Annotated in this window: 23 protein-coding genes, 1 tRNA gene and 3 pseudogenes; 19 read left to right on the forward strand and 8 right to left on the reverse strand. The window is 67.2% G+C overall.

Annotation, left to right across the window (positions count from 1 at the left end; all coding sequences use genetic code 11):
* Positions 1-36 precede the first annotated feature (36 nt).
* The 3 genes from ampD to BN118_RS17315 all read left to right on the forward strand — a co-directional run bounded on the left by ampD (position 37) and on the right by BN118_RS17315 (position 2319).
* Entirely contained in the window at positions 37-618 is a 582-nt protein-coding gene (gene ampD, locus BN118_RS17305; RefSeq protein WP_003807804.1) for a 1,6-anhydro-N-acetylmuramyl-L-alanine amidase AmpD, read from the forward strand.
* Between the two features lie 98 nt (positions 619-716).
* Entirely contained in the window at positions 717-1667 is a 951-nt protein-coding gene (locus BN118_RS17310) for an IS481-like element IS481 family transposase (RefSeq protein ID WP_005015810.1), read from the forward strand.
* Between the two features lie 31 nt (positions 1668-1698).
* Complete coding sequence (locus tag BN118_RS17315; RefSeq protein WP_010929605.1) at positions 1699-2319, forward strand: glutathione S-transferase family protein; 621 nt, start codon at positions 1699-1701, stop codon at positions 2317-2319.
* A gap of 161 nt (positions 2320-2480) precedes the next feature.
* Here BN118_RS17315 and htpG read toward each other — a convergent pair whose 3' ends face one another.
* Positions 2481-4388, reverse strand: coding sequence for a molecular chaperone HtpG (htpG, locus tag BN118_RS17320; protein ID WP_010929604.1), 1908 nt, complete (start codon positions 4386-4388; stop codon positions 2481-2483).
* A 161-nt stretch (positions 4389-4549) separates the two neighbouring features.
* Between htpG and BN118_RS17325 the strand changes: the two genes are divergently transcribed.
* Positions 4550-4634 (forward strand) — tRNA-Leu (locus tag BN118_RS17325).
* A 158-nt stretch (positions 4635-4792) separates the two neighbouring features.
* Here BN118_RS17325 and BN118_RS19295 read toward each other — a convergent pair.
* The 3 genes and pseudogenes from BN118_RS19295 to BN118_RS17335 form a co-directional block, all read right to left on the reverse strand.
* Positions 4793-5575 (reverse strand): annotated as a pseudogene (locus BN118_RS19295) (IS3 family transposase); the annotation flags it as partial.
* A gap of 5 nt (positions 5576-5580) precedes the next feature.
* On the reverse strand, positions 5581-5895 hold the full coding sequence (locus tag BN118_RS17330) for a DUF1153 domain-containing protein (RefSeq protein ID WP_003816713.1): 315 nt from the start codon (positions 5893-5895) through the stop codon (positions 5581-5583).
* A gap of 93 nt (positions 5896-5988) precedes the next feature.
* Complete coding sequence (locus BN118_RS17335; RefSeq protein WP_005012808.1) at positions 5989-6939, reverse strand: IS481-like element IS481 family transposase; 951 nt, start codon at positions 6937-6939, stop codon at positions 5989-5991.
* A 102-nt stretch (positions 6940-7041) separates the two neighbouring features.
* Here BN118_RS17335 and BN118_RS21115 point away from each other — a divergent pair.
* A pseudogene (locus BN118_RS21115) lies at positions 7042-8376 on the forward strand (dipeptide ABC transporter ATP-binding protein); the annotation flags it as partial.
* A gap of 6 nt (positions 8377-8382) precedes the next feature.
* On the opposite strand, the gene BN118_RS17345 reads toward BN118_RS21115, so the two are convergent.
* Positions 8383-9291, reverse strand: coding sequence for a TPM domain-containing protein (locus BN118_RS17345; RefSeq protein WP_014906075.1), 909 nt, complete (start codon positions 9289-9291; stop codon positions 8383-8385).
* Positions 9269-9898: a LemA family protein gene (locus tag BN118_RS17350; RefSeq protein ID WP_003815889.1), complete on the reverse strand. Its 630-nt coding sequence runs from the start codon at positions 9896-9898 to the stop codon at positions 9269-9271. Before BN118_RS17350 ends, BN118_RS17345 begins: the two co-directional genes overlap by 23 nt.
* 282 nt (positions 9899-10180) lie before the next feature.
* Here BN118_RS17350 and BN118_RS17355 point away from each other — a divergent pair, with 282 nt between their 5' ends.
* The 4 genes from BN118_RS17355 to BN118_RS17370 are packed head-to-tail and all read left to right on the forward strand — an operon-like array spanning position 10181 to position 14617.
* Positions 10181-11611 carry a DEAD/DEAH box helicase gene (locus BN118_RS17355; protein WP_010929660.1) on the forward strand — a complete coding sequence of 477 codons (1431 nt, stop codon included), beginning with the start codon at positions 10181-10183 and terminating at the stop codon, positions 11609-11611.
* Between the two features lie 33 nt (positions 11612-11644).
* Positions 11645-12274: a LysE family transporter gene (locus BN118_RS17360; RefSeq protein ID WP_010929661.1), complete on the forward strand. Its 630-nt coding sequence runs from the start codon at positions 11645-11647 to the stop codon at positions 12272-12274.
* Positions 12275-12322: 48 nt separating this feature from the next.
* Entirely contained in the window at positions 12323-13909 is a 1587-nt protein-coding gene (locus BN118_RS17365; RefSeq protein WP_041166228.1) for a peptide chain release factor 3, read from the forward strand.
* Between the two features lie 24 nt (positions 13910-13933).
* On the forward strand, positions 13934-14617 hold the full coding sequence (locus tag BN118_RS17370; protein ID WP_003815897.1) for a hypothetical protein: 684 nt from the start codon (positions 13934-13936) through the stop codon (positions 14615-14617).
* Between the two features lie 81 nt (positions 14618-14698).
* Here BN118_RS17370 and bfr read toward each other — a convergent pair whose 3' ends face one another.
* Positions 14699-15175: a bacterioferritin gene (gene bfr / locus BN118_RS17375; protein WP_003815898.1), complete on the reverse strand. Its 477-nt coding sequence runs from the start codon at positions 15173-15175 to the stop codon at positions 14699-14701.
* 206 nt (positions 15176-15381) lie between these two features.
* On the opposite strand from bfr, the gene BN118_RS17380 reads away from it, so the two are divergent.
* From BN118_RS17380 to BN118_RS21120, 7 genes and pseudogenes are all read left to right on the forward strand, one after another.
* Positions 15382-16332, forward strand: coding sequence for an IS481-like element IS481 family transposase (locus BN118_RS17380; protein WP_005012067.1), 951 nt, complete (start codon positions 15382-15384; stop codon positions 16330-16332).
* 90 nt (positions 16333-16422) lie between these two features.
* On the forward strand, positions 16423-16851 hold the full coding sequence (locus BN118_RS17385) for an Lrp/AsnC family transcriptional regulator (protein ID WP_010931297.1): 429 nt from the start codon (positions 16423-16425) through the stop codon (positions 16849-16851).
* Positions 16848-18730, forward strand: a pseudogene (locus BN118_RS21385) (TonB-dependent receptor domain-containing protein); the annotation flags it as partial. The gene BN118_RS17385 and the pseudogene BN118_RS21385, both read left to right, overlap by 4 nt.
* Before the next feature lie 33 nt (positions 18731-18763).
* On the forward strand, positions 18764-18988 hold the full coding sequence (locus tag BN118_RS21390; RefSeq protein ID WP_229203111.1) for a hypothetical protein: 225 nt from the start codon (positions 18764-18766) through the stop codon (positions 18986-18988).
* A gap of 15 nt (positions 18989-19003) precedes the next feature.
* Complete coding sequence (locus tag BN118_RS17400) at positions 19004-19483, forward strand: membrane protein (RefSeq protein ID WP_010931296.1); 480 nt, start codon at positions 19004-19006, stop codon at positions 19481-19483.
* 151 nt (positions 19484-19634) lie between these two features.
* The gene (locus BN118_RS17405; RefSeq protein ID WP_004566249.1) at positions 19635-19934 is read left to right on the forward strand and encodes a DUF4148 domain-containing protein; all 300 of its coding nucleotides are present in this window, start codon (positions 19635-19637) and stop codon (positions 19932-19934) included.
* A gap of 45 nt (positions 19935-19979) precedes the next feature.
* Entirely contained in the window at positions 19980-20102 is a 123-nt protein-coding gene (locus BN118_RS21120; protein ID WP_003816327.1) for a hypothetical protein, read from the forward strand.
* Between the two features lie 92 nt (positions 20103-20194).
* Here BN118_RS21120 and BN118_RS17415 read toward each other — a convergent pair whose 3' ends face one another.
* Entirely contained in the window at positions 20195-20776 is a 582-nt protein-coding gene (locus tag BN118_RS17415) for a CGNR zinc finger domain-containing protein (protein WP_010931294.1), read from the reverse strand.
* An 87-nt stretch (positions 20777-20863) separates the two neighbouring features.
* On the opposite strand from BN118_RS17415, the gene BN118_RS17420 reads away from it, so the two are divergent.
* The 3 genes from BN118_RS17420 to modB all read left to right on the forward strand — a co-directional run bounded on the left by BN118_RS17420 (position 20864) and on the right by modB (position 23341).
* Positions 20864-21748, forward strand: coding sequence for an alpha/beta fold hydrolase (locus tag BN118_RS17420; RefSeq protein ID WP_010925959.1), 885 nt, complete (start codon positions 20864-20866; stop codon positions 21746-21748).
* A 135-nt stretch (positions 21749-21883) separates the two neighbouring features.
* Positions 21884-22639, forward strand: a complete 756-nt coding sequence (gene modA / locus BN118_RS17425; protein WP_003808340.1) for a molybdate ABC transporter substrate-binding protein — start codon at positions 21884-21886, stop codon at positions 22637-22639.
* Between the two features lie 21 nt (positions 22640-22660).
* Positions 22661-23341 (forward strand): molybdate ABC transporter permease subunit, encoded by a 681-nt coding sequence (gene modB / locus BN118_RS17430; RefSeq protein WP_003808339.1) that lies wholly within the window; start codon positions 22661-22663, stop codon positions 23339-23341.
* The last annotated feature ends 3 nt before the right edge of the window (positions 23342-23344 follow it).

Below are 23344 nucleotides of genomic sequence, written 5' to 3' on the forward strand. Positions count from 1 at the left end.
TAATGCAGGGTCACCCGCAACAAGCCTGACCCCATCATGCAACGATTGCTACTGGACCGCCACGGCTGGCTGATCCCCGGGCCCGCGGTCACCCGCGCCCCTTCGCCCAACGTCAACGCCCGCCCCGCGGGCACGCAGATCAGCCTGCTGGTCATCCACAACATCAGCCTGCCGCCCAGCCAGTTCGGCGGCCCGTACGTCGCCGACCTGTTCCTGAACCGCCTGGATTACAGCGCCGACCCGTGGCTCGAGCGCCTGCGCGGCCTGCATGTCTCGGCCCACTTCTTCATCCGCCGCGACGGCGCCGTCATCCAGTTCGCCGCCACCGAAGCGCGCGCCTGGCACGCCGGCGTATCCCGCTTCAGGGGCCGCGACAACTGCAACGACTTCTCGATCGGCATCGAACTGGAAGGCACCGACATCCTGCCCTACGCCGACGCCCAGTACGCCACGCTGGCGCGCCTGGCGCAGGTCCTGCGCGCGCGCTACCCGCTGGCCGACGCGCGCGGCCACGAACACATCGCCCCGGGCCGCAAGACCGACCCGGGACGCGCCTTCAACTGGGTGCGCTTCGGCCGCGAAAGCGGGTTCCCGCGGCGCAACCTGCCGCCCGTATAGCTGTGAAGATTCAATAGGTTGTATGCATGGTTCATCCGAACCGGATTTGAGAAACTGGAAATCGCCACCCCCCCAGTTCACTCAAGGAGCCCGGCCGGATGAACACCCATAAGCATGCCCGATTGACCTTCCTACGTCGACTCGAAATGGTCCAGCAATTGATCGCCCATCAAGTTTGTGTGCCTGAAGCGGCCCGCGCCTATGGGGTCACCGCGCCGACTGTGCGCAAATGGCTGGGCCGCTTCCTGGCTCAGGGCCAGGCGGGCTTGGCCGATGCGTCCTCGCGCCCGACGGTCTCGCCCCGAGCGATTGCGCCGGCCAAGGCGCTGGCTATCGTGGAGCTGCGCCGCAAGCGGCTGACCCAAGCGCGCATCGCCCAGGCGCTGGGCGTGTCAGCCAGCACCGTCAGCCGCGTCCTGGCCCGCGCCGGTCTGTCGCACCTGGCCGACCTGGAGCCGGCCGAGCCGGTGGTGCGCTACGAGCATCAGGCCCCCGGCGATCTGCTGCACATCGACATCAAGAAGCTGGGACGTATCCAGCGCCCTGGTCACCGGGTCACGGGCAACCGACGCGATACCGTTGAGGGGGCCGGCTGGGACTTCGTCTTCGTGGCCATCGATGACCACGCCCGCGTGGCCTTCACCGACATCCACCCCGACGAGCGCTTCCCCAGCGCCGTCCAGTTCCTCAAGGACGCAGTGGCCTACTACCAGCGCCTGGGCGTGACCATCCAGCGCTTGCTCACCGACAATGGCTCGGCCTTTCGCAGCCGCGCCTTCGCCGCGCTGTGCCATGAGCTGGGCATCAAGCACCGCTTTACCCGACCTTACCGCCCACAGACCAATGGCAAGGCCGAACGCTTCATCCAGTCGGCCTTGCGTGAGTGGGCTTACGCTCACACCTACCAGAACTCCCAACACCGAGCCGATGCCATGAAATCCTGGCTACACCACTACAACTGGCATCGACCCCACCAAGGCATCGGGCGCGCTGTACCCATCTCCAGACTCAACCTGGACGAATACAACCTATTGACAGTTCACATATAGCGGTACCGACAATCAAACCAGGGGTTTCGACATGCTGAAGATCTGGGGCCGGCTGAGTTCGGTCAACGTGCAAAAAGTCATGTGGGCCGTGCGCGAACTGGCGCTGCCGCACACCTTCATCGAGGCCGGCGGCCAGTTCGGCGGGCTCGACACCCCCGAATACCTCCGCATGAACCCCAACCGCAAGGTACCGCTGATCGACGACGGCGGCTTCATCCTGTGGGAATCCAACGCCATCGTGCGCTACCTGGGCGCGCGCTACGGCGAAGGCGCCATCAGCCCCGCCGACCCCTGCGTGCGCGCCGACGCCGACCGCTGGATGGACTGGCAGACCACCGAATGGCAACCCAGCATGCTGGCCGCCTTCATGGGCCTGGTGCGCACCGCGCCCGAACAGCGCGACGCCGCCGCCATCGAAGCCTCGGCCCGCCAGGCCGGCAAGATCGCCCTGATGCTGGAAAACGCCCTGGCGGGCCGCGACTTCATCGCCGGCCCGCAATTCAGCATGGGCGACATCGCGCTGGGCTGCGCCGCGCACCGCTGGCTGGGCCTGCCCGTCGAACGCCCCGCCACGCCGCACATCTCGGCCTGGTACCGCCGCCTCATGATGCGCCCCGCCACCCAGGGCATCCTGACACTGCCGCTAACCTGACACTTCGGTGCCTGTCCCCGAACGGGGACTGGCACCAGCCACCTCCTCCGCGTGCCTGCCCCCGCAGGGACAGGCACCCCGTCGTACGCCCTCAATGCCAGCCTGCCAAAACGGTGTCAGCCCCCCGCGCGGGGACAGCCACCCCTTGATCGAGCGCATCCTCAAGCCTTCAACAGCAACCCATTCAAGCGCTTCACGAAGGCCGCCGGGTCGGCGATCTGCGCGCCTTCGGCCAGCAGCGCCTGGTCCAGCAGCAGCGCGGCCCAATCGCCGAACTCCGCATCGCTGGCATCGCGGATCCGCGCGACCAGCGCGTGGTCCGGGTTGATCTCCAGCACCGGCTTGACCTCCGGCGCCTCCTGGCCGGCCGCCTTCAGCATGCGCAGCAGATGCGGGCTGAGCTCGTTCTGGCCCACCACCACGCAGGCCGGAGAATCCACCAGGCGCTGCGTCACCCGCACCTCCTTCACCTGCTCGGCCAGCGCCTGCTGCAGGCGCTCGACCAGCGGCTTGAACGTCTCGGCCACCTCGGACTGACGCTTCTTCTCTTCTTCGTCCGCCAACTCCGCCAGATCCAGGCCGCCCTTGGCCACCGACACCAGCGACTTGCCGTCGAACTCGCGCAGATAGGACAGCATCCACTCGTCCACCCGATCCGACAGCAGCAGCACCTCGATGCCCTTCTTCCGGAAAATCTCCAGGTGCGGACTGTTCGCCGCCGCCGTGAACGTATCCGCCGTCACGTAGTAAATCTTGTCCTGGCCATCCTTCATGCGGCCCACATAATCCGCGAACGACACCGTCTGCGCCTGCTCGCCATCGTGCGTCGACGCAAAGCGCAGCAGCCTGGCGATGCGCTCGCGGTTGGCCGCGTCCTCGCCCGTGCCTTCCTTCAGCACCTGGCCGAACTCCGTCCAGAACGTCGCGTAATCCTCCGCCTTGTTCTCCGCCATGTCCTCCAGCAGCGACAGCACCCGCTTGGCCGAACCCTCGCGGATCGCCCGCACATCGCGGCTCTCCTGCAGGATCTCGCGCGACACGTTCAGCGGCAAATCCGCCGAATCGATCACCCCGCGCACGAAACGCAGATACGACGGCAGCAACTGCTCCGCGTCGTCCATGATGAACACCCGCTTCACATACAGCTTCACCCCGCGGCGCGCATCGCGGTCCCACAGATCGAACGGCGCATGCTTGGGCACATACAGCAGCTGCGTATACTCGCTGCGGCCCTCCACCCGGTTATGCGTCCACGCCAGCGGATCGTCATAATCGTGCGACACCGTTTTGTAGAACTCGCGATACTGCTCGTCGGTAATATCCGATTTGTTGCGCGTCCACAGCGCATTCGCCTGGTTCACCGTCTCCAGCTCATCGCCCTTGACCTGCTCGCCCTTCTCCGCGTCCCAATCCTCCTTGGCCATGCGGATCGGCAGCGAAATATGGTCCGAATAGCGGCGCAGGATCTCGCGCAGCTTCCAACCATTGAGCAACTCGTCCTCGTCGGCGCGCAAGTGCAGCACCACATCCGTACCGCGCCCGGCCTTCTCGGCCGGCGCGATGCTGAACTCGCCCTGCCCGTCCGACTCCCAGCGGATCGCCTCATTGGCCGCCAGGCCGGCGCGGCGGCTCAGCACCGTCACCTTGTCGGCCACGATGAACGAGGAATAGAACCCCACCCCGAACTGGCCGATCAGCTGCGCGTCCTTCTGCTTGTCGCCCGTCAGCTGCGAGAAAAACTCGCGCGTGCCCGAGCGGGCAATCGTGCCCAGATTGGCCACCGCCTCGTCGCGCGACAGGCCGATACCGTTATCGGAAATCGTGATCGTGCGGGCGGCCTTGTCGTAACCCACCCGGATCGCCAGCTCCCCGTCGCCTTCCAGCAAGCCCGGCTGGTCGATCGCCTCGAAGCGCAGCTTGTCGCACGCGTCCGACGCGTTCGACACCAGCTCGCGCAGGAAGATCTCCTTGTTGCTGTAGAGAGAGTGAATCATCAGGTGCAGCAGCTGCTTCACCTCGGCCTGGAACCCCAGGGTTTCGGATGCGGAAGTCGTGGTGGTCTGGCTCATCGTGGTACGTAACTGGTCAGAAAATGAACAATCGCGGGCCGGCGCACGGCAGCGGCCCCGGGCGTGCCCCTACACATGAGGGCACAAGCGAAGATTTTCAAGACCGCATATAATCGCAACCTTCCTTCCAGACGGCCTTCGCTCGAAGCCCGTTCCCCCGTGCCCGGGTGGTGAAATTGGTAGACGCAGGGGACTCAAAATCCCCCGCCGCAAGGCGTGCCGGTTCGATTCCGGCCCCGGGCACCATCTGCAAAATTCCCCTGTATTTCGTTCGAGCCGGTCTTGCCCTTGCCGGGCCATGGTCGCGTCTTCGCCATGGGTCTACGGTTCGTGTGGGTGACTCCTGCCGTGTATTGACCCAGCGAAACCTGCTCAGGTTCGGCTAAAGCGTATGCCTCGGCCGGAGTCTTCATGCCCAGCGCCTGATGCGGGCGCCGGTCGTTATAAAAGCGTATCCAGTCGCCGATCACGCGGCTGGCATGTTGGATGGTCTCGAAGCGATGCCGATGTACGCACTGCTCTTTCAGCGTCCGGATGACGCGTTCGACCATGCCGTTTTGCTGTGGGCAGTGCGGCGTGATGAACTCCTGGCGCAGACCATATCCCCGCACCAGCGCGGTATAGCTGCGCGAGGTGAAGACCAAGCCGTTGTCCGATCGCAGCAGGAACGGCGCCGGCACGCGGCCCAACGTCCCGAAGCGCGCTATCAGGGCATGCTCGAGGGCACTGCCCGCAGTGCAAGCTTTACCGCTACGCGACAGGTGCCAGCCCAGCAGTTCACGGGTGTGGCAGTCGATCACCAGCGCCAGCGTCGCCCAGCCGTTCCGACCCGCCCACACCCGGCACAAATCCGTGGACCAGCGCTCATTGGGCATCGTTGCCACTGATGGCAGCGCCTGGATGCGAGGCCTGAAGCCGATTGGACGTTTACGAACCTGCCAGCCCATCAACTGGAACACGCGCTGCACGGTGTTCTTGTTGAATCCCAACAGGTGCGCGACCGTACGGTAGCCAAATGACGGCGACTCTTCGATCATCGCCTTGATCGGCGTCGCGAACTTCGGATCAACCTTGGGCGGGACCTTCACCGGCTTGTAGTACACCGTGCGGCGCGGCACGCCGAACCAGCGGCACAGCTTGACGATCGAGACGGTGATGCCGTCGGCTTGCAGTCCCTGGCGGATCATCTCGATCACTTCTCGTCCTCGCCCAACAGGGACTGCAATTTTTTTCGCGCGCGTAGCTCCAGCATCGCCTCGCCATACGCTTCCTGCATGTCCTTGAGCTGCCGCTCGTACTGCTCTCGCACATCCTGCGGATTGGCCCGCAGGGCGTTCTCCATGCCCCGCTTGCCGTCGTCGACCCACTGCTCGACTTCCGATGGCGACAGGTCATATTGACGGCTCGCTTCGGCCACGGTGGTCTTGCCCTGGATGATGTCCAGCACCAACGCGCTCTTGCGCTTGGCCGTCCATCGTTTGATGTCTTCTTCCATCTTCATGCTCAACGTCGTTTCCTCGATTATGACGTGAGCAGGTTTTCACTGGGTCAATACAGCCGTTGCGCCATGCGTCCATGCTTGATGCGGTCCGAAGTCTGACTAGTTGTGAACTGTCAATAGGTTGTATTCGTCCAGGTTGAGTCTGGAGATGGGTACAGCGCGCCCGATGCCTTGGTGGGGTCGATGCCAGTTGTAGTGGTGTAGCCAGGATTTCATGGCATCGGCTCGGTGTTGGGAGTTCTGGTAGGTGTGAGCGTAAGCCCACTCACGCAAGGCCGACTGGATGAAGCGTTCGGCCTTGCCATTGGTCTGTGGGCGGTAAGGTCGGGTAAAGCGGTGCTTGATGCCCAGCTCATGGCACAGCGCGGCGAAGGCGCGGCTGCGAAAGGCCGAGCCATTGTCGGTGAGCAAGCGCTGGATGGTCACGCCCAGGCGCTGGTAGTAGGCCACTGCGTCCTTGAGGAACTGGACGGCGCTGGGGAAGCGCTCGTCGGGGTGGATGTCGGTGAAGGCCACGCGGGCGTGGTCATCGATGGCCACGAAGACGAAGTCCCAGCCGGCCCCCTCAACGGTATCGCGTCGGTTGCCCGTGACCCGGTGGCCAGGGCGCTGGATACGTCCCAGCTTCTTGATGTCGATGTGCAGCAGATCGCCGGGGGCCTGATGCTCGTAGCGCACCACCGGCTCGGCCGGCTCCAGGTCGGCCAGGTGCGACAGACCGGCGCGGGCCAGGACGCGGCTGACGGTGCTGGCTGACACGCCCAGCGCCTGGGCGATGCGCGCTTGGGTCAGCCGCTTGCGGCGCAGCTCCACGATAGCCAGCGCCTTGGCCGGCGCAATCGCTCGGGGCGAGACCGTCGGGCGCGAGGACGCATCGGCCAAGCCCGCCTGGCCCTGAGCCAGGAAGCGGCCCAGCCATTTGCGCACAGTCGGCGCGGTGACCCCATAGGCGCGGGCCGCTTCAGGCACACAAACTTGATGGGCGATCAATTGCTGGACCATTTCGAGTCGACGTAGGAAGGTCAATCGGGCATGCTTATGGGTGTTCATCCGGCCGGGCTCCTTGAGTGAACTGGGGGGGTGGCGATTTCCAGTTTCTCAAATCCGGTTCGGATGAACCATGCATACAACCTATTGAATCTTCACAGCTAGCGCGCCGTCGAACTGCTGCGCCAGGTCGGCATCGACGAGCCGGAACTGCGGGTCAAGCAGTATCCGCACCAATTCTCGGGCGGCATGCGGCAACGGGTGGTGATCGCCCTGGCGCTGTCGTGCGGGCCGGAAGTCATCATCGCCGACGAGCCGACCACCGCGCTGGACGTGTCGATCCAGGCGCAGATCCTCGACCTGTTGCGCAAGCTGTGCAGGGAGAAACAGGTCGGGATGATCATCATCACGCACGACATGGGCGTGATCGCCGACGTCACCGACCGCGTGGCCGTACTGTACCGCGGCAAGCTGGTCGAACAGGGGCCCACCGCCAAGATACTCGGCAACCCGGACCACCCCTACACGCGCAGCCTGATCTCCGCCGTGCCGCGCCCCGACGTCAAGCTGCGGCGCTTCCCCGTGGTGACCTATATCGAGGACGTCAAGCGCCCGACCGTGGAACTGGACATCGCCACCCACTGGCTGGGCCAGCGGCGCGAGTTCGCCCGGCGCGCCGCAGGGCCGCTGGTGGAAGTGGAAGACCTGGGCATGCGCTTCGTGCTGCGCAACGCCTTCCTGGCGCGCAACCGGCGCACGCTGGACGCGGTCAAGCAGGTCAACCTGTCGATCAACGAGGGCGAAGTGTTCGGGCTGGTGGGGGAGTCGGGTTCGGGCAAATCCACCGTGGCCCGCCTGATCGCCGGCCTGTACACGCCCACGAACGGGCGCGTGCTCTTTAACGGCGTCGACCTGACCGGCCTGAAGGACGAGAAGCGGATGAACGCGTTCAGGCGCCAGATCCAGATGGTGTTCCAGGATCCCTATTCGTCGCTCAACCCGCGCATGCGGGTGCAGGAAATCGTGGCCGAGCCGATCCGCTTTCACCGCCTGGCTGAAGGCGAGGCGCAGACCCGCCGCGTGGTGGCCGACCTGCTCGACGTGGTCGGCCTGGGCGCATCCGCCGCGCAGCGCTATCCGCACGAATTCTCCGGCGGCCAGCGCCAGCGCATCTGCATCGCGCGCGCGCTGGCCACCCGGCCGCGCTTCCTGATCTGCGACGAACCGACCTCGGCGCTGGACGTGTCGATCCAGGCGCAGATTCTGAATCTGCTCAAGGATCTGCAGGAACAGCTGGGCCTGACCATGCTTTTCATCAGCCATGACTTGCCGGTCATCCGCCAGATGTGCGACCGGGTCGGCGTCATGCTGCACGGCCAACTGCTGGAAACGGCGGCCACCGAGACCCTGTTCACGCATCCGGAGCACGATTACACCCGGCACCTGCTCAGCCTGATGCCGCGGCTGCAGTCTCTGCAGCCGGTGCCGTCGGCCGGGTAGGCCGGCCTACCAGCGGCCCGAGGCGCCGCCTCCGCCGCTGCGCCCGCCGCCCCCGCCACGAAAGCCGCCGAAGCCGCCGCTGCCCGACCCGCCGCGCCAGCCGCCGAAACCGCCCCCGCCGCTGCCGCCGCCTCCGCCACCTCCACCTCCACCTCCACCGCCGCTGGGCAAGGCCTTGATGATGACCTTGATGCCCAGCACCAGCAGCGCCATAGCCAGGCCGGCGGAAATGCTCTGCATGTAGATCGCCACGCCCACGCCGGCCAGCGCCGCCGCGATCGGCCCCGGCAGGATGAGCAGCACCACCAGCGCCGCGATGCCGTTCTCGCCCAGCCAGCCGCGTATGCCGGCCAGCCGCGAGCCCTCGTCGCGCCCGCTGGCGGCGGGCGGCGGCAACTCCTCGCCTTCGATGCGCCGCTCGAGCGCCGTGACGCCGGCCTGCACCGCGCCGGGCCAGTCGCCGGCGCGCAGGCGCGGCACGATGTATTCATTGATGATGCGGCCGGCCGCGGAGTCCGGAATCGCGCCCTCCAGGCCGTAGCCCACCTCGATGCGCAGCGCGCGGTCGTCGCTGGCCATCAGCAACAGCACGCCGTCATCCACTTTGTCGCGGCCTATCTTCCACTTCTCGAAGGCGCGCGTGGCGTACTGCTCGATGGTTTCCGGGGCAGTGCTCGGCACGATCAGCACCGCCACCTGCGCGCCCTTGCGCTGTTCCAGCGCCGCCAGCTGGGCCTCCAGCCGTTGGCGCTGCGCCGCGTCCAGTACGCCCGATTGGTCGACGACGCGGGCGCCGAACTCCGGCACCGGCGCCAGCTGCTGCGCCTGCGCCAGCAGCGCCCAGCCCGCCAGCCACGCGCCCAGCCACAGCGTCCGCAGGAAGCGCCAGGCGTTACTGGGCCGGACGTGGGGCACTGCCGCCCTCGTTGCTGAACTTCACCTCCGGCGCGCGGGTGATCTCGGCCTCGTTGTCCACGCCGAAATTGGCCTTGGGCGCATAGCCGAAGACCTTGGCCGTGATCACTTCGGGGAACTGCCGCACCAGCACGTTATAGGCCTGCACCGAGCGCACATAGCGCTCGCGTTCGACCGCCAGCCGATTCTCGGTGCCGGCCAGCTCGGTCTGCAGATCGCGGAACAGGCCCTCGGCCTTGAGCTGCGGGTAGTTCTCGGTCACCACCAGCAGCCGCGACAGGGCCGAGGACAGCTCGCCCTGCGCCTGCTGGAAGCGCTGCACCGCGGCCGGATCGTCGAGCTGGTCGGCCGTCAGCTGCACGCGGCCCACCTTGGCGCGCGCCTCGGTCACTTCGACCAGCACCTGGCGTTCGTGCGTCATGTAGGCATCCACCACCTTGACCAGCCGCGGCACCAGGTCGGCGCGGCGCTGGTACTGGTTGAGCACCTGCGACCAGGACGCCTTGACCTGCTCGTCGGCGGCCTGGATGGCGTTGTATCCGCAGCCCGACAGCAACGTGGTCAGCAGCGCCAGCAGGCCGGCGCCCAGCCAACGGGTAATCGTCATGGCATGTCTTCCTGTAACAATGGATCGCCGGCATTACAACAGGTCGGAGCCGGCTTGCCTATGACTGGACGCGGCCGAGCTGTTACAGGTTATGGCCAAACAGGGCGCCTCCCGGGGCCGGCATGGGATACAATCATTCTCCGTGTGCATAGCCAATCGGCACACGTCTGCTGGCGCTTTCACCGCCATGCCCGTGAAAACGGGTTTCCTGTATCTCCTCACATTCGTCCGCCTGGATTGGAGTCTCTCAACTTTGAGCGACAGGCTACCGCTGGAGTTGTTTTGACTACCTCTATTTCCTTTGCCGACCTCGGGCTGGCCGATTCCCTGTTGCGTGCGATCGCCGATACCGGCTATACGGCGCCCACCCCCATCCAGGCGCAAGCCATCCCGCTGGTGCTGCAAGGCGGCGACCTGCTGGCCGCCGCGCAAACCGGCACCGGCAAGACCGCGGGGTTCACCCTGCCCATCCTGCACCGGCTGATGCAGACCAAGCCCGCCGCGCGCAAGCCTGGCCGCCCGCGCTGCCTGATCCTCACCCCCACCCGCGAGCTCACCGCCCAGGTGGCCGAATCGGTGCAGACCTACGGCAAGTACGCCAGCCTGAGCTCCATGGTGATGTTCGGCGGCGTCAACATCAATCCGCAGATCAGCGCCCTGAAAAAGCCGCTCGACATCCTGGTGGCCACGCCCGGCCGCCTGCTCGACCATGCCGGCCAGAAAACGGTCGACCTCTCCGGCGTGGAAATCCTGGTGCTGGACGAAGCCGACCGCATGCTGGATATGGGCTTCATCCGCGACATCCGCAAGGTACTGGCGCTGCTGCCCAAGCAACGCCAGAACCTGCTGTTCTCCGCCACCTTCTCGGACGAAATCCGCTCGCTGGCGCGCGGCGTGCTCAACGATCCGGGCGAAGTCTCGGTCACGCCGCGCAACACCGCCACCGAACTGGTCACCCAGACGGTGCACCTGGTCGAACAGCACCACAAGCGCGACCTCGTCAGCCACCTGATCCGCGAAAGCGGCTGGCACCAGGTACTGGTGTTCACCCGCACCAAGCACGGCGCCAACCGGCTGGCCGAGAAGCTGGTCAAGGACGGCCTGAGCGCGGTCGCCATCCATGGCAACAAGAGCCAGTCGGCGCGTACCCGCGCCCTGTCGGGCTTCAAGGACGGCAGCGTGGCCGTGCTGGTTGCCACCGACATCGCCGCGCGCGGCCTGGACATCGACCAACTGCCGCAAGTGGTCAACTTCGAACTGCCCAACGTCCCCGAGGACTACGTGCACCGCATCGGCCGCACCGGCCGTGCCGGCGCCACCGGCGCGGCGGTCTCGCTGGTGGACGATAGCGAGATCAAGCTGCTCAAGGCCATCGAACGCCTGATCAAGAAGCCCATCGAACGCCGCGCCGTCGACGGCTGGACGCCGCCTGCCGGCGGCCCGACCGCCGAGGACCGCGCCGATCGCGGCCAACGCGCCGGCGGCGACAACCGCGCCCCCCAGGCGCGCGACGGCCAGCGCCGCGCCACGGGCGCCCATCCGCAAGGCAGCGCGCCGCGCAACGCCGCCGGTCCGCGCGCCGACGCCAAGCGCAACGACGCTGGCCGCCCCCAGGGGCGTGCCCCCGGCGAAACGGGTGCGACCCGCGCGCCGGCCCCGGCGCGCAACCGGCCCGTCGGCAACGGCACGCGCGGCGTGTTGCTGGGCAAGTAATCCCGCTCACGCGGCATCGACAGGAGCCAGCGCATGACGCTCTCGACGTGGTTGACCTTTTTCGTCGCATCATGGGCGATCTCATTCTCGCCCGGGGCGGGCGCCATTTCGGCCATGTCCTCGGGCCTGAAGTACGGGTTCGCGCGCGGCTACTGGAACACGGCCGGGCTGATCCTCGGCATCCTGTTCCAGTTCCTGATCGTCGCCGTCGGGCTGGGCGCGGTGCTGGCCACCTCCGAGCTGGCCTTCACCCTCGTCAAGTACGCCGGCGTGGTCTACCTGATCTACCTGGGCATGCGCCAGATCCGCACCGACGCCGCGCCGGTGACGGTCGATGCCGGCGATCCGCATCGCGCCTCGATTCGCGAACTGGTGGGCCGCGGCTTCCTGATCAACACCATGAACCCCAAGGGCACGGTGTTCCTGCTGGCGGTCGTGCCGCAGTTCGTCGACCCCGCGCAGCCGCTGACCCAGCAATACCTGGCGCTGGCCGGCACGCTGGCCTTCACCGACCTGGTGGCCATGGACGTGTATACGCTGCTGGCCGCCAAGGTGCTGCGGATGTTGCGCAAGGCGCACCACATCCGCTGGATGAACCGCGTCTTCGGTTCGCTGTTCATCCTGGCCGGCGTATTCCTGGCTACATTCCGTCGCCACTCGTAAAGACACCCCGCTGGCGCGCCCGCGGTGCGCCAGTACAATCCACCCGCCATGAACATTCCCCAAGAAGTCGCGCGGCGACGCACCTTCGCCATCATTTCCCACCCGGACGCCGGTAAAACGACGCTGACCGAAAAACTGCTGCTGTTCGCAGGAGCGATCCAGATCGCCGGCAGCGTGAAGGCGCGCAAGGCCTCGCGCCATGCGTCGTCGGACTGGATGGAAATCGAAAAGCAGCGCGGCATCTCGGTGGCATCGTCGGTCATGCAGATGGAGTACCGCGACTGCGTCATCAACCTGCTTGACACCCCGGGCCACCAGGACTTCTCGGAAGACACCTACCGGGTGCTGACGGCGGTGGACGCCGCGCTGATGGTCATCGACGCCGCCAATGGCGTCGAACCGCAGACGATCCGCCTGCTGCAGGTCTGCCGCGCGCGCAACACGCCCATCATCACCTTCATCAACAAACTCGACCGCGAAGTCCGCGAGCCGCTCGAGCTGCTGTCGGAAATCGAAGGCCACCTCGGGTGGCCGGTGGGCATGGGCAAGGCGTTTGGCGGCGTGTTCGACATCCGGCGCAACCGCATGCGCATTTTCCGCGCCGGGCAGGAGCGCCGCGGCGAGGACGACGAATTCATCGACGGCCTGGACAACCCCGAGATCCCGCGCCGCTTCGGCGCCGCCTTCGCGCAGGCCAGCGGCGAGATCGAGCTGATCAACGAAGCCGCGCCGGCGTTCGACCGCGAGGCCTTCCTGGCCGGCAAGCAAACGCCCGTGTTCTTCGGTTCGGCCATCAACAACTTCGGCGTGCAGGAAGTCCTGGACGCGCTGGTCGACCAGGCGCCGGCCCCCGGCCCGCGCCAGGCGCTGGAGCGCGAAGTCCGCCCCGACGAACCCAAGTTCACCGGCGTGGTCTTCAAGGTGCAGGCCAACATGGATCCGGCGCACCGCGACCGGGTCGCCTTCGTGCGCGTGAGCTCGGGCCGCTTCGAACGCGGCATGCGCCTGAAGGTCGCGCGCACCGGCAAGGAAATGCGGCCCAACAACGTGGTGTCGTTCCTGTCACAGCGCCGCGAGCTGCTCGACGAAGCCTATGCCGGCGACGTCATCGGCATTCCCAACCACGGCGTGCTGCAGCTGGGCGACGTGCTGACCGAAGGCGAGAGCCTGCGCTTTACCGGACTGCCGTTCTTCGCCCCGGAACTGTTCCAGGCGGTGGAAGTCAAAGATCCATTGCGTACCAAGCAATTGCGCGTGGGCCTGACGCAGCTGGGCGAGGAGGGCGCCATCCAGGTGTTCCGCCCCGAGGCCGCCGGCGGCGCGCTGCTGCTGGGCGCGGTGGGCCAGCTGCAGTTCGAAGTGGTCGCGCACCGGCTCAAGACCGAGTACGGCGTGGACGCCCGGATGATGCCTTCGCGCTACACCAGCGCGCGCTGGATCACCTCCGACGACCCGCGCGCGCTGCGCAAGTTCATGGATGCCAATGCAGCCCATATCGCCTATGATGTGGTCGATGCGGCGGCGTTCCTTATCACTTCGCCCGCGCAATTGCGCGTGGCCGAAGACCTGTATCCGAATGTGAAATTCCACGCCTTGCGCGAGCATGGCGGCAAAGTCTTCGGAGACAAGGCGTAAGCCGGGTCGGAGACCGCACGGCAGATGAGGGTAGCAATGTCTTGGCGTTTATTGATCGCAACGCTTCTGGTCGCCCTGGGCGCAGCCGCCTGGGGCGGTATTCAACTGGGTGACTGGCTGGTGGCGCATGCCCCGCAGGCCGCGCCCGCGCCTGGCCAGGAAGGCGACGCATCGCAGCAACCCGTCCTCGACGCCAATGGCCGGCCGTATGTCGCGCAGCCTCCCCAGCCGCGCGTCGACGGCACGCTGGGCGTGCCGGACCAACCCGCCAGCCGCGACTGGGCGGTGAACACCGTCTCGCTGTTCGACACCACCGGCGACCCGGCGGTACAGATCTCCCGCGACAGCATCACCATGGACCGCGCGCGCGAGATCGCCGCCAATTCCGATGTGCCGCTGCCTTCGGGCAACTCCGACATCACCACGCTGGACTTGCAGGCGCTGGGCGGCCAGGCGCCGATCGTGCCGCAGGAAGCCATCCCCGCGTCCGGCATGCAGCAGAATCCCGCGGCGGTCGCGCAGGTCGCGCCGCAAACCAACCGCGCCGGCGGCGGCAACTGGCAGGACGCGCTGCGCCGCGAACTGGCCCACTGCGCCACGCAGGGCTTTTTCGAGCGCCCCAGTTGCTCCTGGGCGGCACGCAACAAGTACTGTGCGCCCAACCGCGCATGGGGCACCATGGCCGAGTGCCCGCGCCGTCCCGACTGACCGCACCCAGCCGCAATGCAAAGGGCGCACCGCATGGTGCGCCCTTTTTCATGCCATGGCCGCCGAAGCGGCCACGATGCCTCAGCCGTCGACTTCCATCTGGCTTTGCAGGTAGTTCTGCAGCCCCACCTGGTCGACCAGGCCGATTTGCGTTTCGAGGTAATCGATATGCTCTTCGGTGTCGTCCAGGATGTCCTGGAACAGATCGCGCGACACATAGTCGCGCACCGATTCACAGTGCGCGATGGCTTCCTTGACGGTCGCCTGCGCGGCCTGTTCCAGCTTCAGGTCACAGGCCAGCAGTTCCGGCACGTCCTCGCCGATCAGCAGCTTGTGCAGGTCTTGCAGGTTGGGCAGGCCATCGAGCATGAAAATGCGTTCGATGAGACGGTCGGCGTGCTTCATCTCGCCGATGGACTCTTCGTATTCATGCTTGCCCAGTTTGTTGAAGCCCCAGTGGCGCAGCATGCGGGCATGCAGGAAATATTGGTTGATTGCCGTCAGTTCGTTGGTGAGTTGCTTGTTGAGGAACTGGATGACGGTTTTATCGCCTTTCATGATGTACTCCTGGCAGACAGGCGCGTAAAGCTGGCGCGCAGTGACGCGCATGCGCCCAGCACATGCGCAACCCCGGCAGACTACCATCGCTTGCGCCTTGACTGCTAGCTGTGAAGATTCAATAGGTTGTATGCATGGTTCATCCGAACCGGATTTGAGAAACTGGAAATCGCCAACCCCCCAGTTCACTCAAGGAGCCCGGCCGGATGAACACCCATAAGCATGCCCGATTGACCTTCCTACGTCGACTCGAAATGGTCCAGCAATTGATCGCCCATCAAGTTTGTGTGCCTGAAGCGGCCCGCGCCTATGGGGTCACCGCGCCGACTGTGCGCAAATGGCTGGGCCGCTTCCTGGCTCAGGGCCAGGCGGGCTTGGCCGATGCGTCCTCGCGCCCGACGGTCTCGCCCCGAGCGATTGCGCCGGCCAAGGCGCTGGCTATCGTGGAGCTGCGCCGCAAGCGGCTGACCCAAGCGCGCATCGCCCAGGCGCTGGGCGTGTCAGCCAGCACCGTCAGCCGCGTCCTGGCCCGCGCCGGTCTGTCGCACCTGGCCGACCTGGAGCCGGCCGAGCCGGTGGTGCGCTACGAGCATCAGGCCCCCGGCGATCTGCTGCACATCGACATCAAGAAGCTGGGACGTATCCAGCGCCCTGGCCACCGGGTCACGGGCAACCGACGCGATACCGTTGAGGGGGCCGGCTGGGACTTCGTCTTCGTGGCCATCGATGACCACGCCCGCGTGGCCTTCACCGACATCCACCCCGACGAGCGCTTCCCCAGCGCCGTCCAGTTCCTCAAGGACGCAGTGGCCTACTACCAGCGCCTGGGCGTGACCATCCAGCGCTTGCTCACCGACAATGGCTCGGCCTTTCGCAGCCGCGCCTTCGCCGCGCTGTGCCATGAGCTGGGCATCAAGCACCGCTTTACCCGACCTTACCGCCCACAGACCAATGGCAAGGCCGAACGCTTCATCCAGTCGGCCTTGCGTGAGTGGGCTTACGCTCACACCTACCAGAACTCCCAACACCGAGCCGATGCCATGAAATCCTGGCTACACCACTACAACTGGCATCGACCCCACCAAGGCATCGGGCGCGCTGTACCCATCTCCAGACTCAACCTGGACGAATACAACCTATTGACAGTTCACAGCTAGCGAAAAGCCAGAAAAATGGCAATCCTGAGGCAATATGGAGCAGATCGCCAGCTACGGCTGGCGATCTGCCCAAACGGCCTGGAGACTGCCATGGATCATGCGCTCGACGCCCTGGACCGCCGCCTGCTGGCGCTGCTGCGCGCGGACGCCCGCCTGCCCACCGCCACGCTGGCCCGCCAGCTGCACGTGTCGCGCGGAACGGTGCAGAACCGCATGGCGCGGCTCGAGCGCAGCGGCATCGTGGCCGGGTACACGGTGCGCCTGCGCAACGAGGACGAGCACGGCATACGCGCCATCACGCTGATCGAAGTGCGCGGCGCGGCCACCGATGCCGTGGTCGCGGCGCTGCGCCGCATCCCCGAGGCGCTGCAGGTGCATTCCACCAACGGCCGCTGGGACCTGGTGGTGGAGCTGCGCGCCGCCGACCTGCCCGCCTTCGACCGCGTGCTGCGCGACCTGCGCAGCATCGACGGCGTGGCCAACTCGGAAAGCAACCTGCTGTTGACGGCCCACCGATGAACACGCTGCGACGCCTGCGCATCCTGGGCGCCGCCGCCACGCTGGGCGGGCCGGCCGCCGCGCAGGAGGCGCCCGCCATGCTGGAGCCGGTGCGCATCAGCGGCACGCGCACCGGCACCTCGGTGCTCGATACGCCCGCGTCCGTGGACGTGGTCGATGGCCACGAGCTGCGCGCGCGCAACCTGCAGGTCAACCTGTCCGAAGGCTTGGCCGGCGTGCCCGGACTGCAGCTGCAGAACCGCCAGAATTACGCGCAGGACCTGCAGCTGTCGATACGCGGCTTCGGCGCGCGCTCGACCTTCGGCGTGCGCGGCGTGCGGCTGTACGTGGACGGCATCCCGGCCACCATGCCCGACGGCCAGGGCCAGACCTCGAACATCGACATCGGCTCGGCCGGCCGCGTGGAAGTGCTGCGCGGCCCGTTCTCGGCCCTGTACGGCAATTCGTCGGGCGGCGTGGTGCAGGTGTTCACCGAACAGGGCAGCGATCCGCCCGAGGCGACGGGCAGCGCGGCGGCGGGCAGCTTCGGCACCTGGCGCTACGGCGCCAAGCTGCGCGGCGCCAGCGCGGCAGACGGCCTGGATTACGTGCTGGACTTCAATCGCTTCACGACCGAGGGCTATCGCGACCACAGCGCCGCGCGCAAGAACCTGGGCAACGCGCGGCTGGGCCTGCGCATGGACGACGGCAGCCGCCTGACGCTGAGCGCCAACCACGTGGACCTGACCGCGCAGGATCCGCTGGGCCTGACGCGCGAGCAATTCGAGGACGACCCGCGCAGCGCGCCGGTGGCCGAGCGCTTCGATACGCGCAAGACCGTGCGCCAGACCCAGGGCGGCCTGCTGTACGAGCGCGCCTTCGACACGCGCAACGACCTGCGCGTGATGCTGTACTACGGACAACGCCGCACCACGCAATACCAATCCATCCCGGTGGCCGTGCAGCAAAGCCCCACGCAGGCCGGCGGCGTGATCGACCTGGGCCGCGACTACGGCGGCGCCGACCTACGCTGGACCTCGCGCCAGCAGGTGGCCGGCCTGCCGCTGACCCTGATCGGCGGACTGGCCTATGACACCATGAAGGAGCAGCGCCGCGGCTACGACAACTACACCGGCCCGCCCGCCGCGCCCACCGGCCATGGGCGTCAAGGGCGCGTTGCGGCGCGACGAGACCAACACGGTCTACAACCTGGACCCGTACCTGCAGGCCTCGTGGCAGTTCGCCGAGCGCTGGACGCTGGACGCGGGGCTGCGCTACAGCACGGTGCGCTTCGACTCGGACGATCATTACCAGGCGCCGGGCAACGGCGACGACAGCGGACGCGCCACCTATCGCAAGGCCTTGCCGGTGGCGGCGCTGCGCTATGCGGCCAACGAGAACCTGAGCCTGTACGCCTCGTACGGACGCGGCTTCGAGACGCCCACGCTCAATGAACTGTCGTACCGGCCCGACCAGGCCCCGGGACTGAACTTCGGCCTGCGGCCAGCCGTCAGCACCAACCTGGAGGCCGGCGTCAAATGGCGCACCGGCGCCGGCCTGGTGACCGCCGCGCTATTCCATACGCAAACCGACGACGAAATCGTCTCGGCTGGCAGCCTGGGCGGGCGCGCCACGTACCGCAACGCCGGCCGCACGCGGCGCGACGGCGTGGAGCTGCAATGGAACGGCGAGTTCGCCCGCCACGCGCGCGCAGCTGGCCTATACCTGGCTGGACGCGCGCTATCGCGACGACGGTCCGGGCGCCATCCGGGCCGGCAACCGCATCCCGGGCGTGGCGGCGCAGGCGCTTTACGCCGCGCTGTCGTGGGCCCCGCCGCAAGGGTGGCAGGCCGGCATCGAAGCGCGCTACCTGGGCCGCATCGAGGTCAACGACGCCGACCAGACCCTCACCATCGAAGCGCCCCTGACCGAAGTGCGCTATCGCAACCCGCACGCCGAAGTCAAAGTGGATTATCAGGGCGCCAGCTGGGAAGTGGTGCTGGCGCCCGTTTCGCGCATGGAGTCGCGCGGCCTGGCCAAGGATGCGCTGGCGGTCGGCAAGACGGTCACCATCGTCGGTTATCCGCGCAAGGACGGCACGCACGAGGTGCGGGCCGAGCGCATCACCGTCGATGGCAAGACCATAGAGCTGCGCTGAAGCGGGCCGGCCGGCATGGATCCGCCTGCCTGGGCCGCGCTGCTCGAAGCCTGCGCGCTGGGCGCGTGGATGCGCGGCTCGTCCTGGGCCTATCCCGCGGCCAACCTGGCCCACCTGCTGGGCCTGGTGCTGCTGGTGGGTGCCATGCTGCTGCTGGACCTGCGGCTGCTGGGACTGGGCCGCCGCTTTGCGCTGGCCGATGTGTCGGCCGTGCTGACGCCGCTGGCCGCGGGCGGACTGCTGCTGCAGCTGGCCAGCGGCGCGCTGCTGTTCAGCGCCGACGCCGTGCCCCTGTCGGGCAACGCGCTGATGCAATACAAGGCGGCGGGCATCGCCCTGGGCGTGGCCAACGCCCTGCTGTTTCGCGCGCTGTGGGGCGCCCGCCTGGCGGGCTGGGACAGCCGCCCGCCGCCCTGGGGCCGCCTGCAGGCGGCCCTGTCGCTGCTGCTGTGGCTGGCGGTCGCCACGCTGGGCAGGCTGATCGCCTACGCCTGAGATTGCTATCGGCGGAATACGAAAAAACAATGGGGCCATGACTTGCCTATCTATCTACTAGTAGATAACATGCAGTCCATGAACCACCGCCTTCCGGCGTTTTTATTTCCCTCGACATCTATCTAGTAGTAGATAACTTTCTGGAGCCATCATGAGAACCTTCACGTCCGCCGCCCTGCTCGCCGCCGCCCTGTTCGGCTTCAACGCCTTTGCCGGCTCCGGCGAGCTGGACTATCCGCCCGCCGGCGCCCAGGGCGGCAGCCTGACGCGCTCGCAGGTGCAGCACGAACTGGCGATCGCGCGCGCCGCGGGGCAACTGGTGTTCGGCGAAGCGCAGGAACCCGCGGCCCGGCCGGCCGGCGACGCCGCCACCCGTGCGCAGGTCCAGGCCGAACTGGCCCAGGCGCGCGATGCGTCGGCCGCGTCCGAGTACGTCGAAACCGGCGCATAACCCCGCCATCGCGGCCCGCCGCCCATCCCTCGCAAGGAGCCCATCATGAAGCAGTTTGCCGTTACCTTGTTGGCCCTGTTCGGCGTCGACGCCCAGGCCAGCGTCGCCGGGCCCCAACGCCTGTTGCCCATCCTGTCCGGCGAACCGACGCGCACTGAGCGACGCTAAGCGCCGCGACGTCGGTCTCGCCCCATGACGGCCGCCCCCCGGGGCGGCCGCGTCCTTTTGCGGTACGCGCCGGCGCCCTGCCCGGCCCGGCGTCAGCCGGCGCCCTGCCTGCGGGAACGGAACGCCGCCACCTTCATCCGGTTGCCGCACAAGGCCATGCTGCACCAGCGCCGGCGGTGCGACTTGGTGACATCCAGGAAAACCAGCGTGCAATCGTGCGCCTCGCACCGGCGCACATGCCGCAGCGCATCGCCGGCGAGCAAATCGGCCAGCGCGGCGGCCACCGGTTCGAGCAGGCTGGCCGCGCTGTGGTCGCGCGGGCATTCGGCAAGCGTGTAGCCGCCCTGGCCGTTGTCCCACGCCAGCTTCCTGGCCGGCCGGCCCGCCTCGAGGACTTGGTTCACCAGCGCCGCGTCGCCGCCCTGCCCGGCCTGGGCGGCCCGCACCATGCGCGCCGCCGCCTCGCGCAGCGCGCGGGCCAGTTCGGCCAAACCCGCGGGCGGGCCCGCCAGGCCGGCCGGCACATGTCCCGCCGCCTCGAGCCAGGCGAGGGCGCTCTCGTCGTCGCCCAGGCAGTCATGGCTGGCCGGCCCGACGCCGAACGCGCTGTTGATGAAATCCAGCGCCAGGTTGTTGGCGATGAAATGCGGGGGATGCGTGGCAGGCGTCGCCATATTCGTAACTAGTGAATTTGAGATTGACAGGTTACACCGGATCCACGTAACCTTCAAATTCAATTTTCAATGGTTACCAAGGAGGCCATGATGCCTGGCAACGCCGCCCCACGCCCCGTCCACTATCGCCATGAGCAGGTCGGCGACGTGAAGATCTTCTACCGCGAGGCGGGCGACCCCGCCTCGCCCGCCGTGCTGCTGCTGCACGGGTTCGCGGCCTCGTCGTACATGTACCGCGACGTGATCGCGGCGCTGGCCGACGGCTATCGCGTCGTGGCGCCCGACCTGCCGTCCTTCGGCTTCACGGAATCGCCGGCACGGGACGCCTACGCCTATACGTTCGACAACATCACCAGGACCATGGACCGGTTCACCGAACAGCTGAAGCTGGACCGCTATGCGTTGATGGTGCACGACTACGGCGCGCCGGTGGGCTGGCGCCTGGCGAGCGCGCATCCGGACCGCGTCACCGCCCTCGTTTCCCAGAACGGCAACGCCTATGAAGAAGGCCTGGCGCAAGGCTGGGATGCGATCAGGCGATACTGGGCGTCGCCGACGGCCGAGAACCGCGCCGCGTTGCATGGCTTTCCCACCCCTGCGTCGATCAAGTGGCAGTACCTGGAAGGAGTGCCCGACCCCAGCCTGGTCGCCCCGGACGGCTACACGCTGGAAGGGCTGCAGGTATCCCGGCCGGGCAATGCCGAGATCCAGCTGGACCTGCTGCTCGACTACGCGTCCAACGTGCAGCGCTATCCGCAGTTCCAGGCCTATTTCCGCGACAGGCAGCCGCCGCTGCTGGCGGTCTGGGGCAGGAACGATCCGTACTTCCTGCCCGCCGGCGCCGAGGCCTGGAAACGCGACATCCCCGCGGCCGAGGTGCGCTTCTACGACACCGGCCACTTCGCCCTGGAGACGCACGGCGCGGAAATCATCCCGGCGATCCGGGCCTTCCTGGACGCCAAGGTCCGCTAAGCGGGCGGGGCGCGGGCCTGCTTTTGTGGGCGCGACGCATTTCGTTATATATTCCACTACATAACGCTCTGCTGCGCGCTATGCGGGCCTGCCGCGACGGGCGCGCGAACCTTCTCACCACAAAGGCAAAGTTCCATGAAAATCCGTGCCATTCCGACGCTGTGGGCCCTGGCCGCCACCCTGCTTGCCGCCCCCGCGCTCGCCGGCGAGGTGCAGGTGGCGGTCGCCGCCAATTTCACCGCGCCCATGCAGGCGATCGCCAAGGCGTTCGAGGAAGACACCGGCAACCGGGCGGTGGCCTCCTTCGGCGCCACCGGCCAGTTCTACGCGCAGATCAAGAACGGCGCGCCGTTCGAAGTGTTCCTGGCGGCCGACGACAGCACGCCGGCCAAGCTGGACGCCGAGCAGGAAACCGTGCCCGGCTCGCGCTTCACCTACGCGACCGGCGCGCTGGCGCTGTGGTCGGCGCGCGCCGGCTATGTCGACGACCAGGGCGCCGTGCTCAAGCAAGGCGATTTCAAGCACCTGTCCATCGCCAACCCGAAGACCGCGCCATACGGCCTGGCCGCCACCCAGGTGCTGGCCAAGCTGGGCCTGGCCGACAAGCTGGCGCCGCGCATCGTCGAAGGGCAGAGCATCTCGCAGGCGTACCAGTTCGTCGCCAGCAGCAATGCCGAGCTGGGCTTCGTGGCCCTCTCGCAGATCTACAAGGATGGCAAGCTGACCGGCGGCTCGGCCTGGATCGTGCCGGCCTCGATGCACGAGCCGATCCGCCAGGACGCCGTCATCCTGAAGAAAGGCCAGGACAACGCCACCGCGCGCGCCTTCGTCGAGTACCTGAAGTCGCCCCGTTCCGCGGCTATCATCAAGTCCTTCGGCTATCAGCTGTAACCCCTTGCAGGAGTCCCGCCCTTGTCGCTGACCAGCGCCGACTGGGCCGCCATCTGGCTGACGATAGAACTGGCCTCGCTGACCACGCTGCTGCTGCTGGTGATCGGCACGCCCATCGCCTGGTGGCTGGCGCGCACGCGCTCGCGCCTGAAGGGGCCGGTGGGCGCCATCGTGGCGCTGCCGCTGGTGCTGCCCCCCACGGTGATCGGCTTCTACCTGCTGGTGGCGATGGGACCCAACGGCTATGTGGGGCAACTGACCCAGAGCCTGGGGCTGGGCACGCTGCCGTTCACCTTCGCCGGGCTGGTGGTGGGCTCGGTGTTCTACTCCATGCCGTTCGTGGTGCAGCCGCTGCACAACGCCTTCGAGGCCATCGGCCGCCGTCCGCTGGAGGCCGCCGCGACCCTGCGCGCCGGCCCGTGGGACCGGTTCGTCTCGGTAGCCCTGCCGCTGGCGCGGCCCGGCTTCGTGACCGCCGGCATCCTGGGCTTTGCCCACACGGTGGGCGAGTTCGGCGTGGTGCTGATGATAGGCGGCAACATCCCGGGCAAGACCCGTGTCGTATCGGTGCAGATTTTCGACCACGTCGAGGCGCTGGAATATGCGCAGGCGCATTGGCTGGCCGGCGGCATGGTCGTGTTCTCGTTCATCATCCTGCTGTTGCTGTACTCGCGCCGCCAGCGCGCCACGGCGGCACTCTGAGCG

Origin of the sequence: Bordetella pertussis 18323 (genome assembly GCF_000306945.1) — a bacterium.
Lineage (GTDB): Bacteria > Pseudomonadota > Gammaproteobacteria > Burkholderiales > Burkholderiaceae_B > Bordetella > Bordetella pertussis.